Source organism: Streptomyces sp. NPDC025651 (assembly GCF_055558735.1).
Window position 1 is genome coordinate 43,356 of record NZ_JBVHLZ010000002.1, and the last position, 11,932, is coordinate 55,287.

The following is an 11,932-nucleotide window of genomic DNA, read 5'->3' on the forward strand; positions in this document are numbered from 1 at the left end:
ACCGGCCAGGGCAGTCGCACACGCGACAACAGCCACCCCCGGGCGCTGCAATCACGCCAATGTTCGACTCGGCTCCCGGGCACCTTCCGCCCCAGTGATCGCGACCGTATGCTCCTGCGCCTGACACGTCAGTTACCGACGGTAAGGGGGACGGGGCATGGGGCACAGTCGTGCCGAGGGAAGCACGCGGCGGGGGTTCGTCGCGGGGGCCGCGGCGATCGGCGGTACGGCCGCGCTCGGCGTGGGCGCGGGGGCGCTGCCCGCGGCGGCGGCAACGCCGGACGCGCCACGGGCGAAGCAGACCGTGGCCGTGCTCGGCGGCGGCGTCGCAGGACTCACGGCCGCCCACGAGCTGGCCGAGCGCGGCTTCGCCGTCACGGTCTACGAACGCAGGGAGCTCGGCGGCAAGGCCCGCAGCATGGACGTGCCGAACAGCGCGAAGGGCAACCGCAAGCCGCTGCCCGGCGAGCACGGCTTCCGCTTCATCCCGGGGATCTACCACAACCTCCCGGACACGATGCGCCGCATCCCCTTCGCCGGAAACGCGAACGGCGTGTGGGACAACCTCGTCGCGCCCCACGAGATGTCGTTCGCGCGCACCGGCCGCGAGGACATCCGCATGCCGATCCCCTGGCCGGGCAGCGAGCCGGAGAAGCTCACCCTCGACGACGTCCGGCGGGCCCTGACCGCGCTGCTCGACACCGCGTTCAACCTGCCCGCCCACGAGGTCGCGTACTTCGTGAACCGCGCCCTGGTCTTCCTGACCAGCTGCGACGAACGCCGTGACGACGACTGGGAGTCGACGCCCTGGTGGGAGTTCGTGCGTGCCGAGCAGATGTCCAAGGACTACCAGCGCATCCTCGCGATCGGCGTCACCCGCAACATCGTGGCGACGAAGGCCGAGGAGGCGAGCACCCGCACCGTCGGCACGCTCGGCGAGGCCTTCGTCTTCAACGCGCTCGGCCAGGGCGCCGACGGCCCGCCGGACCGGATCCTGAACGCGCCGACGAACGAGGCGTGGATCGACCCGTGGGTGACCCATCTGAAGTCGCTCGGCGTGGAGTTCAAGGTCGGCTGGACCGTGCGCGAGCTGGCGTTCGGCGGCGGCCGCATCACCAAGACCGTGGTCGAGGAACCGAACGGCGCGCGGCGCGACATCACCGCCGACCACTACGTCCAGGCAATGCCGGTGGAACACGCGCGCCGGACGTGGAGCGCCGAACTCAAGGCGGCTGACCCGCAGTTGGCGCGCTGCGACAAGCTGGAGACGGACTGGATGACAGGCATCCAGTTCTATCTGACCGAGCGCCCCGCCACCGTGAAGGGGCACTTCAACCTCATCGACTCGCCCTGGTCGCTGACCGGCATCGCCCAGGCGGCCCACTGGCCCGAGCGGAACTTCCCCGCCGACTACGGCGACGGCGTGGCCGTCGACTGCCTGTCCGTGGACATCTCCGAATGGGACAAGCCGGGGATCCTGTACGGCAAGACGGCCAAGCAGTGCACCCGCGACGAGGTCGCCAAGGAGGTATGGGCGCAGCTCAAGGCCGCGCTGAACGACACCGGCAAGACGGTCCTCAGCGACAGCAAGCTGCACTCGTGGTTCCTCGACCCGGGCGTCGACGGCCTCGGCACGCCGAACCCCACCAACCAGGACGAGCTCCTCATCCACCCCGTGGGCACCCTGCACAACCGCCCGTCGGCCGCCACGAAGATCCCGAACCTGTTCTTGTCGGGTGACTATGTCGCCGTGGACATCGACCTGGCGACGATGGAGGGCGCCAACGCCTCGGCGCGCCAGGCGGTCAACGCCCTGCTCGAACGGGTGGGTTCGGACCAGAAGCCGTGCACGGTGACCCCGCTGCACCGGGTCCCCGCGATCGAGCTCCTCAAGCGGCACGACCGCACCCGCTACCGGCTCGGCCTGCCCAACGCCCTCGATCTGGGCTGAGGGTCGGGGCCTGAGGGCTGGGAGAGGGTGCGTGCGGGGTAGGACTTCCCCATGAGACGGCTTTCCGCGGGACGGCGGACACGCGCGCGCGTACGGACCGGGGCGGCGGTGGCGATCGCTCTCGCCGCCCTGGCGTCCGGCTGCACGATCGACCCCGACGGGACGGACGGCAAGCATCCGCCGGGGTCGGGCGGCGGCACCGTCCTCGCCGTGAAGATCGACAACGTACGCCCGGCGCGTCCGCACACCGGCCTGGACGCCGCGGACCTCGTGTACGTCGAGCAGGTGGAGACGGGGCTGAGCCGGCTGATGGCGGTGTACGCGTCCCGCCTGCCGGCCGCCGTCGGCCCCGTACGCAGCGCGCGGGAGACGGATCTCGAACTGCTGCGGCAGTTCGACCGGCCCGTACTCGCCTTCTCCGGAGCGCAGTCCAAGCTGCTTCCGCTGATCGACGACGCTCCCGTGCGGGCCGTGCCGCCGGGCAGGGCGCCCGGCACGGCGTACTACCGGGGCGGCGGAAAGGCCGCGCCGCACAACCTCTTCCTGCGCCCGGACGCCTTGAAGGTCTCCCCGCGCGCGGGTGGCCTCGAAAGGGCGGGGATCCGGTTCGGGCCGAAGCCCGCGGGCGGTACGCCCGAGACCCGGCGGACCGTGCGCTTCCCCGCGGCCCGTTTCACCTTCGACTGGGTGGAGTACGAGGGCCGTTGGCGCATCGCCATGGACGGCGAGCGGGCACGCACGTCGGGCGGCAAGGAGCTGAGCGCGTCCACCGTCGTCGTGCAGTACGTGAAGGTGCGGCCCTCCCGCTTCCACGACCGCTCGGGCAACGTGTCGCCGTTCACCGAGACGGTGGGCGAGGGCAGGGCGCGCGTCCTGCGCGAGGGGCGGGCCTACGACGCGCGCTGGAAGCGTCCCACGGCCGAGGACGGCACGGAGTTCACGACCGCCGACGGCAAGCCCCTGCCGTTCGCGAAGGGGCAGGTGTGGGTGGTGTACGCGAAGGCGTGAGCGCGATCGGGCCCGGTGCCGTCAGGCCCTGGGTGCCGCGAGCGGCTCCTCGGGGTTGCGCAGCCCCTCGGCGGCGTCCGCCACGCGCTGGAGCAGATCGAAGAAGACGGCCTGCTCGTCACCGGAGAGCGGGGCGAGGAAGACCTGGTTCATCCGGGCCGTCCGCACCGTCAGCTTGCGGTGGGTGCGCCTGCCCTCGTGGGTGAGGCGCAGCTGATACCGGCGCCCGTCCTGCGGGTCGCGCACCTTGTCGAGCAGTTCGCGGCGGAGCAGCCGGCTGATGACCTCGGCGATGGTGGACCGGTCGAGCCCCACCCGCTCGCCCACCGTGCGCTGGTCGAGGCCGGGCTCGGCGACGAGGGCGTTGAGGACCGCGAACTGCGGCGAGGTGATCTCCTCGGACACCATCGTGTTCCACAGGAGGTAGTGCGCCTGCTGGAGTCGCCGGGCCAGGTGCCCGGGGTGGGTGGCAAGGTCCACCGCGGCCATGGGGTCCTCCGCTTCGTCGCCATCTTTCGTCGGTGCACTGAACAATACCTGGCGGCGTCGCCCCATACTTCCCGCTCTTGTCACGCGGTTCGGCTGCTCCTATCCTCGCCGAAATAGTCAGTGCCCTGAGCAATTGGGCAGAAGGAGAGACGAGGGAGAGGGGACCGCGCGCATGGACAAGGTGGTGGCCACGGCCGCCGACGCGGTGGCCGACGTCCGGGACGGGGCGTCGCTCGCCGTCGGCGGCTTCGGCCTGAGCGGCGTGCCGAACGAGCTGATACGGGCGCTGTACGAGTCCGGGGTCTCGGGCCTGCGGGTGGTGTCCAACAACTGCGGGGCGCTGGACTCGGGCCTCGCGGTGCTCCTCGCGGCGGGCCGCATCACCCGCGTGACCGGCTCCTACATCGGCGCCAACAAGGAGTTCGCGCGGCAGTACCTGGGCGGCGAGCTGGAGGTCGAGATGATCCCGCAGGGCACGCTCGCCGAGCGGCTGCGCGCGGGCGGCGCGGGCATCCCCGCGTTCTACACCCCGGCCGGCGTGGGCACCCAGGTCGCCGACGGCGGGCTGCCGTGGCGGTACGACGGACAGGGCGGGGTCGCGCTCGCCTCGCCGCCCAAGGAGGTGCGGGAGTTCGACGGCACGGCCTACGTCCTGGAGCGCGGGATCCGCACGGATGTCGCGCTGGTGCGGGCGGCCAAGGGCGACCGGCACGGGAACCTCGTGTTCAGCAGGTCGTCGCGGAACTTCAACCCCCTTGCCGCGATGGCCGGTCGCGTCACCGTCGCCGAGGTGGAGGAGCTGGTGGAGCCGGGCGCCATCGACCCCGACGAGGTGCATCTGCCGGGGATCTTCGTCCAGCGCGTACTCGCCCTCACGCCGGAGCAGGCGGCGGACAAGCGGATCGAACGGCGCACGCTTTCCGATTCCCCCGCACGGCCGTCCGGCCCTGCGGCACGACCGTCCGGCCCTTCGGCACGAGGGGCGGTGAACGGCTGATGGCCTGGTCCCGCGAGGAGATGGCCGCCCGCGCCGCACGCGAGCTTCAGGACGGCCAGTACGTGAATCTGGGCATCGGACTGCCCACGCTGATCCCCAACCACCTTCCGCCGGACGTCGAGGTGGTCCTGGAGTCCGAGAACGGCGTCCTCGGAGTGGGCCCCTACCCCACCGAGGCCGAGGTCGACCCGGATCTGATCAACGCGGGCAAGGAGACCGTGACCGTCCTGCCCGGCGCCTCCTTCTTCGACTCGGCGCTCTCCTTCGGGATGATCCGCGGCGGCCACATCGACGTCGCCGTACTGGGTGCCATGCAGGTCTCCGCGCGCGGGGACCTCGCCAACTGGGCGGTCCCCGGCAAGATGATCACCGGGATCGGCGGGGCGATGGACCTCGTGCACGGCGCCCGCACCGTCATCGCCGTCATGACCCACACCGCCAAGGACGGCTCGCCGAAGATCCTTCAGGAGTGCGCGCTGCCGCTGACGGGACGGGCCTGCGTCAACCGGATCATCACCGACCTCGGCGTCCTCGACGTGACCGGACAGGGACTGGAGCTGGCCGAGCTCGCGCCCTCCGTGACGGTCGAGGAGATCGCCTCGAAGACCGCCGCCGAGATCCACGTCCTCCGCTGACCCGCCCCGTCACGCCCCCGCTTGCCCCGCCCCCTGCCACGAACGCCGTCACACCACCACGGAGACGCACCGGATGACCACCACCGCACCTCTGCCCGACGGGCTGAGCCAGGACGCGATCGACGCCGAGGTCGCCGCCGCGCAGGCCGCGTCGACCGCCGAGCACCACCCGCCGCGCGACTACCCGCCCTACCGCAGCAGCCACTTCCGCCACCCCGAGCAGCCGCTGATCCCGCTGCGCGACCCCGAGGCGGTGGAGCTGAGCGGCCCCGCGTTCGGCGTCACCGACGTCACCGCCCTCGACCGCGACCTGACGCGGCAGCACGCGGGCGAGCCGCTCGGCGAGCGGATCACCGTCAGCGGGCGGGTCCTGGACCGTCAGGGGCGGCCCGTGCGCGGCCAGTTGGTGGAGCTGTGGCAGGCCAACGCCTCCGGCAGGTACGCACACCAGCTGGACCGGCACCCCGCGCCCCTGGACCCCAACTTCACCGGGTTCGGCCGCTGTCTGACCGACGACGACGGCACGTACTCCTTCACGACGATCAAGCCCGGCGCCTATCCGTGGCGCAACCACGTCAACGCCTGGCGCCCGGCACACCTCCACTTCTCCCTCTTCGGCACGGCGTTCGCCCAGCGCCTGGTCACGCAGATGTACTTCCCCGGGGACCCGCTCTTCCCGTACGACCCGGTGCTGCGCTCGGTGACCGACGAGGCCGCGCGCCAACGCCTCGTGTGCGCCTACGACCACTCCCTGTCCGTGCCCGAGTGGTCGCTCGGCCACCGCTGGGACATCGTCCTCGACGGCCCGTCCGCGACCCTCTTCGAGGAAGGCGAGCACCACTGATGGCCACGTACCCGCCCACGCCCTCCCAGACCGTCGGGCCCTTCTACGGCTACGCGCTGCCCTTCCCGCGCGGCGGCGACGTGGCGCCCTGCGGGCACCCGGACACGATCACGCTGCACGGGTACGTGTACGACGGTGCGGGCCGGCCCGCCCCCGACGCCCTGATAGAGACCTGGCAGCCCGCCCCCGACGGCTCGCGCGCGGGCGCGCCCGGGTCGCTGCGGCGCGACCCCGTCACGGGACAGGTGGTGGGACGCGACGGCGTCGCGTTCACCGGGTTCGGCCGGGTGCCGACCGACGCGGACGGCCACTGGGCGGTGCGGACGCTGCCGCCCGGCGGTGTCTCGTACATCTCGCTCGCCGTCTTCGCGCGCGGGCTGCTGCACCACCTGTACACGCGCGCGTACCTGGTGGACGAACCCGGCGACACGCTGCTCGCCGCCCTGGACCCGGAGCGGCGCGGCACGCTCATCGCGCGGGGCGAGTCACCTCGTACGTACCGCTTCGACATCCGTCTCCAGGGGGCGGGCGAGACCGTGTTCCTGGACTTCGCCCGCTGCGCGGACTCCGCGCCGGAGCCCTCGTGAGCGGCCTGTTCTCGCCCGGCTCGGCCGGCTCCCCCGCCGAGGAGGCGACCGGTGACCGCGCCTTCCTCCAGGCCCTGTTGGACGCGGAGGCAGCGCTGTGCCGTGCGCAGGCGGGGGTGGGCATGGTCCCGCGGGAGGCGGCCGCGGTGATCGCCGAGGCGGCCGCCGACGCGAGCCGCTTCGACGTGCGCGACCTCGCGCTCCGCGCGCGGGAGGGCGGAAACCCGGTGATCCCGCTGGTGGCGGAATTGACGGCGGCGGTGCCCGCCGACGCCGCGCCGTACGTCCACCGGGGCGCGACGAGCCAGGACGTCCTGGACACGGCCCTGATGCTGCTCGCCGCGCGCACGCTGGACCTGGTCCTCGCCGATCTGGCGCGCACGGAGCGGGCGTTGGCGCGGCTCGCCCGCGCGCACCGGGACACGGTGATGCCGGGCCGTACGCTCACCCAGCACGCGGTGCCGACGACGTTCGGCCTGAAGGCGGCGGGCTGGCGGTCGCTGGTCCTCGACGCTCGGGACCGGGTCACGGCGGTACAGGAGAGCCTGCCGGTGCAACTGGGCGGCGCCGCGGGCACCTTGGCGGCCTTCCACGCGTACGGGGGCGCGCGCGGCGCCGTGGAGGAGGTCCGGTCCGCCTTCGCCCGTGAACTCTCGCTGGGCGTGCCGGTGCTGCCCTGGCACACGCTGCGCACGCCGATGGCCGATCTCGCCGCCGCGCTCGCCTTCACCGCGGGCGCCCTCGGCAAGGCCGCGGCCGACGTGCTCACGCTCTCGCGCACCGAGATCGCCGAGCTCTCCGAAGGCACGGGTGGCGGCTCGTCCGCGATGCCGCACAAGGCGAACCCCGTCCACGCCACGCTCGTCGCCGCCGCCGCGCGCCGGGCGCCCGCCCTCGCCGCCGTCCTGTACGGCTCGCTGGCCGCCGAGGACGAGCGGCCCGCGGGCGCCTGGCACGCCGAGTGGGAGCCGCTGCGCGACCTGCTGCGGCTGGCCGGCGGCGCGGCCCGTGACGCGGCGGAGCTCGCCGAGGGACTGCGCGTCCACCCCGGGGCGATGCGTGAACACCTGTACCTCACCGGCGGGTTGATCGTCTCGGAGCGCCTCGCCGCCGAGCTCGCGCCGCTCGTCGGGCGGGCCCGCGCCAAGGAACTCGTGACCGACGCGGCACGGCGCGCCCGCGCCGAAGGGCACTCGCTCGCGGACGTCCTCGCGGGCGAACCCGCCCTGAAGGGCGTCGACCTGGCCGAGCTCACCGACCCCACCCGCTACACCGGCTCCGCCGGTACCCTCACCGACCGCGCCCTGGAGCGACGTTGACCATCGAACCGAGCGGCGGACTGCCGCACCACACCGTCGAGGGGGCACCCAGCGCTCCCCCGCTCCTCCTCGGCCCCTCCCTGGGCACCTCCACGGCCCTGTGGGACGCCGTCGCGCCCGAACTCTCCACCACCCACCGGACCGTGCGCTGGGACCTGCCGGGACACGGCGGCTCCCCCACCGGGCTCATCGGGCCCGGCGCGACGGTCGCCGACCTCGCCGCTCTCGTCCTCGCGCTCGCCGACACCCTGGACATCGACCGCTTCGCGTACGCGGGGGTCTCGATCGGCGGCGCCGTCGGACTGCATCTCGCGGCCCACCACCCCGCGCGCGTGAGGAGCCTGGCTGTGATCTGTTCCTCGGCGCACTTCGGCGGCGTGGAACCGTGGCGGGAACGGGCCGCGCTGGTGCGCCGCGAAGGCCTGGCCGGGCTCGCGGAATCGGCGCCGCGGCGCTGGTTCACGCCCGGGTTCACGGTGCCGACCCTGGTCGCGGACCACCGGGCCGCCGATCCTGACGCGTACGCCGCGTGCTGCGACGCGCTGGCTTCGTACGACATGCGGGAGGCCCTGTCGGCCATCTCCGCGCCCACGCTGGTCGTCGCGGGGCGTGAGGACCCGGCGACACCGCCCGCCCACGCCCGGGAGATCGCCGACGCGGTGCCGGGCGCCGCTCTCGTGGAGCTCGCGGGTGCCTCGCACCTGGCGCCCGCGGAGCGCCCCGACGCCGTGACGGCCGCGCTGCGCGCCCACTTCACCGCGGTGCCGGGCGGCGGCGTCGCCGAGCGGCGCGCGGTGCTCGGCGACGCGCACGTGGACCGGGCACAGGCGGACACCACGGCCCTCACGGCGCGCTTCCAGGACTTCATCTCCCGCTACGCCTGGGGCGAGATCTGGACCGACCCCACGCTGGCGCGCCGCGAGCGCAGCATGATCACCCTGACCGCGCTGGTCGCCCACGGCCATCTCGACGAACTGGCCCTGCACGTCCGCGCGGCGCGCGGGAACGGCCTCACCCCCGAGGAGATCGGCGCGGTCCTTCTGCAGACGGCGGTCTACTGCGGGGTGCCCGCGGCCAACGCGGCGTTCGGGGTGGCGCGGCGGGTGCTGGCGGAGGAGGGGGCGGGGAACGCCTGAGCGCTCCGCTCGAAGCGCTGGGTCTGCCGTCGGTGGCCTGCCGCACCGTCGTGGCCGGTCGCGCACTTCCCCGCAACCCCTCAGGGCGCTGCCGAACCGCAGCGGTCCTCGCCCGCCCGGCTCAGAGCCCGGCGCGCCACGAAGAGGGAGCGCAGGTGGGCCAGGCCGCGCTCGGCCAGGGGCCGCAGGGCCGGGGCGGCGCCGCGGGCGTCGGCGCGCAGCTTGTCCGTGGCGTCGGGGCCGAGCGCCTCGGTGGCCTCGGTGACGAAGGACGGCTCGGCGAGCCAGGCGTCCAGGAGACCGGGCGTGACCTCCAGGTGGAACTGGAGCCCCCAGGCCACGGGTCCCGCCCGGAAGGCCTGGCACTCGGTGGTGCCGGTGCGGGCCAGGACGCGGGTGCCGGAGTCGGGCACGATGCGGTCGCCGTGCCAGTGGAGCACGGCGGGGGCGTCGGCCAGCGGGCCCACGACCGGGTCGGCACGGTCCACGTCGCTCAGCGGGGCCCAGCCGATCTCGCCGTCGCGGCCGAGCTCGGCGCCCGTGCGGACGGCCAGGCCCTGGGCGCGGGCGAGCAGTTGGGCTCCCAGGCACACGCCCAGCGTCGGGACCTCGGCCCGCAGCGCGTCAGCCAGGAGGTCCCGCTCCAGCTTCAGCGCGGGGTGCCCCGCCAGGTCGTCGGCGTTCATGGGACCGCCCATCACGACGAGCCCCGCGAGCTCGGACACCGGCGGCAGATCGTCGGCCGAGGCGTCGGAGGAGCCCGGGGCGCCGAGCAGGTTCCGGACGTCGACGTCGAGGCCGCTGCCGTCCAACGCGTCCAGGATGAGGCCGGGCTTCTCGACCTCGACGTGCTGGAGGATCAGGACGGTGCGCGGGGGCATGGGATGGGCTCCTAGGGGGTGCCGGGCAGGGGGAATCAGCCTAACGCGGCAGGTCAGGGCGGGGAGCCGGAGCATCGGAGCCTCCGTCGGCGAGGCCGGCGCGCGTGCGGAGGCAGTCGGTGCGGCGGGGTGCGCCGAATCGGCCGGTCTGCCGGGAGAGGTGTTCGGCACGGGCCCGCGCCGCGACCCGAGCCCGCGACGGGCCGGCCACGCGCGCGTGAGCGGCCCCGGCGCGGGGCCCCTGCGAAGGCCGCCACGCGCACGCGTGCGTCATGCGTGGGTACGGGCCCGGGTGCGGGACGCACTCGCCGGTGCCGAGGCGGCCACGCGCACGCGTGCCTACGCGGCTCAGCGCGCCCCGTACACCGGCTGCGGCACCTCCGCGGCGGCCAGCAGTTTCAGTGCCGTCTCGCCCGCTTCCGCCGGGGCCCGGCGCGCGCCCTTGTCCTCGGTCGGGCCCGGGCGCCAGCCCTCCATGACGGTGATGCGGCCCCCCTCGGCCTCGAAGACGCGGCCGGTGACGCCGGCGGAGGCCGTGGAACCGAGCCAGACGACGAGCGGTGACACGTTCTCCGGGGCCATCGCGTCGAAGCCGCCGTCCTCGGGGGCGGCCATGGTCTCGGCGAAGGTCCGCTCGGTCATGCGGGTGCGGGCGGCGGGTGCGATGGCGTTCACCCGGACTCCGTAGGAGGCCAGTTCGGCGGAGGCGACCATGGTGAGGCCCAGGATCCCGGCCTTGGCCGCGCTGTAGTTGCCCTGCCCGACGCTGCCCGACAGCCCCGCGCCCGAGCTGGTGTTGACCACGCACGCCTGTGGCGCGCGGCCGGCCTTCGCCTCGGCCCGCCAGTACGCGCCCGCGTGCTTCAGCGGGAGGAAGTGCCCCTTGAGGTGGACCCGCATCACGGCGTCCCAGTCGTCCTCGTCGAGGTTGACCAGCATCCGGTCGCGCAGGAACCCCGCGTTGTTGACGAGGGTGTCGAGGCGGCCGTACGTGTCGAGGGCGGCGGCCACCAGAGAGGCCGCGCCCTCGGACGTCGCGATGTCACCGCCGTGCGCCACGGCGTCGCCGCCCGCCGCGCGGATCTCCGCCACGACGTCGTGCGCGGGCCCGCCGGACTCCCCCGACCCGTCGGGGCCGACACCGAGGTCGTTGACGACGACCTTGGCGCCTTCGGCGGCGTACGCGCGCGCGTGCGCACGGCCGAGGCCACGGCCCGCGCCCGTGACGATCACGACACGGCCCGCGCAGATTCCGGACGTGGCGGCTGACGTGGCGGCTGAAGTCATGCGGCAACTCCCTTGGCGAGGTTCAGTGGTTGACGGACGCGGCATCCAGGAACGCGGGGCGCTCGCCGCCGCCGTGCAGCTGGAGAGCGGCCCCGCTGATGTACCGGGCGCGGTCGGACGCGAGGAAGACGCAGGCGTCACCGACGTCGGACGGGTCGGCGAGGCGGCCGAGCGGGACGGTGCGGGCGACCTGTGCGACGCCCTCCTCGTCGCCGTAGTGGAGGTGGGCGCTCTCGGTGCGGGCGAGGCCGAGGACGACCGTGTTGACGCGCACGGCGGGAGCCCATTCGACGGCCATGGTGCGGGCGAGGTTCTCCAGGCCGGCCTTCGCGGCGCCGTAGGCCCCGCTGCCCGGCGAGGGCCTGGTGCCGCTGACACTGCCGATCATCGTGATGCTGCCGCCCGCCTCCTGACGGCGCATCACCTCGTACGCGCCGAGCGAGGCGTACAGCGGGGCGAGCAGGTTCAGTTCGACGATCTTCGCCTGGCGGGCCGGGGCGGAGTCCGCGAGCAGGCCGAACGGCGTGCCGCCCGCGTTGTTCACGAGGGCGTCCACCGTGCCGTGGTCCGCGGCCACGTGGCGGAAGAACTCCTGGGCCGCCTCCGCGTCGCGCAGGTCGAGCGGGCGGAACTCGGCGGTGGCGCCCGCCGCTTCGACCGGTTTCCCGGGCGGCCTGCGGGCGCAGACCACGACGGACGCCCCGGCGGCGAGGAAGCTGCGGGCGATTCCGGCGCCGACGCCGCGGGTGCCGCCGGTGACGACGACCACCTGTCGCGTGTCAGTCATCGCTGCTACCT

At 74.1% G+C, this 11,932-nt stretch carries 12 protein-coding genes; 8 read left to right on the forward strand and 4 right to left on the reverse strand.

The genetic code is table 11. The features are described from left to right. The first annotated feature begins 157 nt into the window (after window positions 1-157). Entirely contained in the window at window positions 158-1,951 is a 1,794-nt protein-coding gene (locus tag ACZ4D5_RS08200) for a hydroxysqualene dehydroxylase (protein ID WP_467771541.1), read from the forward strand. Between the two features lie 51 nt (window positions 1,952-2,002). Beyond that, window positions 2,003-2,959 (forward strand): DUF3048 domain-containing protein, encoded by a 957-nt coding sequence (locus tag ACZ4D5_RS08205; RefSeq protein WP_467771542.1) that lies wholly within the window; start codon window positions 2,003-2,005, stop codon window positions 2,957-2,959. A gap of 21 nt (window positions 2,960-2,980) precedes the next feature. Here ACZ4D5_RS08205 and ACZ4D5_RS08210 read toward each other — a convergent pair whose 3' ends face one another. Continuing rightward, window positions 2,981-3,448 (reverse strand): MarR family winged helix-turn-helix transcriptional regulator, encoded by a 468-nt coding sequence (locus tag ACZ4D5_RS08210; protein ID WP_467771543.1) that lies wholly within the window; start codon window positions 3,446-3,448, stop codon window positions 2,981-2,983. Between the two features lie 172 nt (window positions 3,449-3,620). Here ACZ4D5_RS08210 and ACZ4D5_RS08215 point away from each other — a divergent pair, with 172 nt between their 5' ends. The 6 genes from ACZ4D5_RS08215 to pcaDC all read left to right on the forward strand — a co-directional run bounded on the left by ACZ4D5_RS08215 (window position 3,621) and on the right by pcaDC (window position 8,966). Beyond that, on the forward strand, window positions 3,621-4,445 hold the full coding sequence (locus ACZ4D5_RS08215) for a CoA transferase subunit A (RefSeq protein WP_467771544.1): 825 nt from the start codon (window positions 3,621-3,623) through the stop codon (window positions 4,443-4,445). Next, window positions 4,445-5,080, forward strand: coding sequence for a CoA transferase subunit B (locus tag ACZ4D5_RS08220; RefSeq protein WP_467771545.1), 636 nt, complete (start codon window positions 4,445-4,447; stop codon window positions 5,078-5,080). Before ACZ4D5_RS08215 ends, ACZ4D5_RS08220 begins: the two co-directional genes overlap by 1 nt. 73 nt (window positions 5,081-5,153) lie before the next feature. Then, entirely contained in the window at window positions 5,154-5,924 is a 771-nt protein-coding gene (gene pcaH / locus ACZ4D5_RS08225) for a protocatechuate 3,4-dioxygenase subunit beta (RefSeq protein ID WP_467771546.1), read from the forward strand. Next, window positions 5,924-6,511: a protocatechuate 3,4-dioxygenase subunit alpha gene (gene pcaG / locus ACZ4D5_RS08230; RefSeq protein ID WP_467771547.1), complete on the forward strand. Its 588-nt coding sequence runs from the start codon at window positions 5,924-5,926 to the stop codon at window positions 6,509-6,511. The genes pcaH and pcaG overlap by 1 nt, the downstream gene beginning before the upstream one ends. Continuing rightward, on the forward strand, window positions 6,508-7,830 hold the full coding sequence (gene pcaB, locus ACZ4D5_RS08235) for a 3-carboxy-cis,cis-muconate cycloisomerase (RefSeq protein WP_467771548.1): 1,323 nt from the start codon (window positions 6,508-6,510) through the stop codon (window positions 7,828-7,830). The genes pcaG and pcaB overlap by 4 nt, the downstream gene beginning before the upstream one ends. Next, complete coding sequence (gene pcaDC / locus ACZ4D5_RS08240) at window positions 7,827-8,966, forward strand: bifunctional 3-oxoadipate enol-lactonase/4-carboxymuconolactone decarboxylase PcaDC (RefSeq protein ID WP_467771549.1); 1,140 nt, start codon at window positions 7,827-7,829, stop codon at window positions 8,964-8,966. Before pcaB ends, pcaDC begins: the two co-directional genes overlap by 4 nt. A gap of 80 nt (window positions 8,967-9,046) precedes the next feature. Here the strand turns inward: pcaDC and ACZ4D5_RS08245 are convergent, their stop codons facing one another. The 3 genes from ACZ4D5_RS08245 to ACZ4D5_RS08255 form a co-directional block, all read right to left on the reverse strand. After that, on the reverse strand, window positions 9,047-9,847 hold the full coding sequence (locus ACZ4D5_RS08245; RefSeq protein WP_467771550.1) for a type 1 glutamine amidotransferase: 801 nt from the start codon (window positions 9,845-9,847) through the stop codon (window positions 9,047-9,049). Between the two features lie 348 nt (window positions 9,848-10,195). Further along, complete coding sequence (locus ACZ4D5_RS08250) at window positions 10,196-11,134, reverse strand: SDR family oxidoreductase (RefSeq protein WP_467771551.1); 939 nt, start codon at window positions 11,132-11,134, stop codon at window positions 10,196-10,198. Window positions 11,135-11,156: 22 nt separating this feature from the next. Next, window positions 11,157-11,921 (reverse strand): SDR family oxidoreductase, encoded by a 765-nt coding sequence (locus ACZ4D5_RS08255; RefSeq protein WP_467771552.1) that lies wholly within the window; start codon window positions 11,919-11,921, stop codon window positions 11,157-11,159. Window positions 11,922-11,932: the final 11 nt, after the last annotated feature.

Excerpts from the sequence above, each read along its gene's own strand:
- ACZ4D5_RS08220 (WP_467771545.1), top strand. The coding sequence starts at position 4,445 with ATGGCCTGGTCCCGCGAGGAGATGGCCGCCCGCGCCGCACGCGAGCTT.
- ACZ4D5_RS08250 (WP_467771551.1), bottom strand. The coding sequence starts at position 11,134 with ATGACTTCAGCCGCCACGTCAGCCGCCACGTCCGGAATCTGCGCGGGC.
- ACZ4D5_RS08205 (WP_467771542.1), top strand. The coding sequence starts at position 2,003 with ATGAGACGGCTTTCCGCGGGACGGCGGACACGCGCGCGCGTACGGACC.
- pcaG (WP_467771547.1), top strand. The coding sequence starts at position 5,924 with ATGGCCACGTACCCGCCCACGCCCTCCCAGACCGTCGGGCCCTTCTAC.
- pcaH (WP_467771546.1), top strand. The coding sequence starts at position 5,154 with ATGACCACCACCGCACCTCTGCCCGACGGGCTGAGCCAGGACGCGATC.
- ACZ4D5_RS08255 (WP_467771552.1), bottom strand. The coding sequence starts at position 11,921 with ATGACTGACACGCGACAGGTGGTCGTCGTCACCGGCGGCACCCGCGGC.
- ACZ4D5_RS08245 (WP_467771550.1), bottom strand. The coding sequence starts at position 9,847 with ATGCCCCCGCGCACCGTCCTGATCCTCCAGCACGTCGAGGTCGAGAAG.
- ACZ4D5_RS08215 (WP_467771544.1), top strand. The coding sequence starts at position 3,621 with ATGGACAAGGTGGTGGCCACGGCCGCCGACGCGGTGGCCGACGTCCGG.
- ACZ4D5_RS08210 (WP_467771543.1), bottom strand. The coding sequence starts at position 3,448 with ATGGCCGCGGTGGACCTTGCCACCCACCCCGGGCACCTGGCCCGGCGA.
- ACZ4D5_RS08200 (WP_467771541.1), top strand. The coding sequence starts at position 158 with ATGGGGCACAGTCGTGCCGAGGGAAGCACGCGGCGGGGGTTCGTCGCG.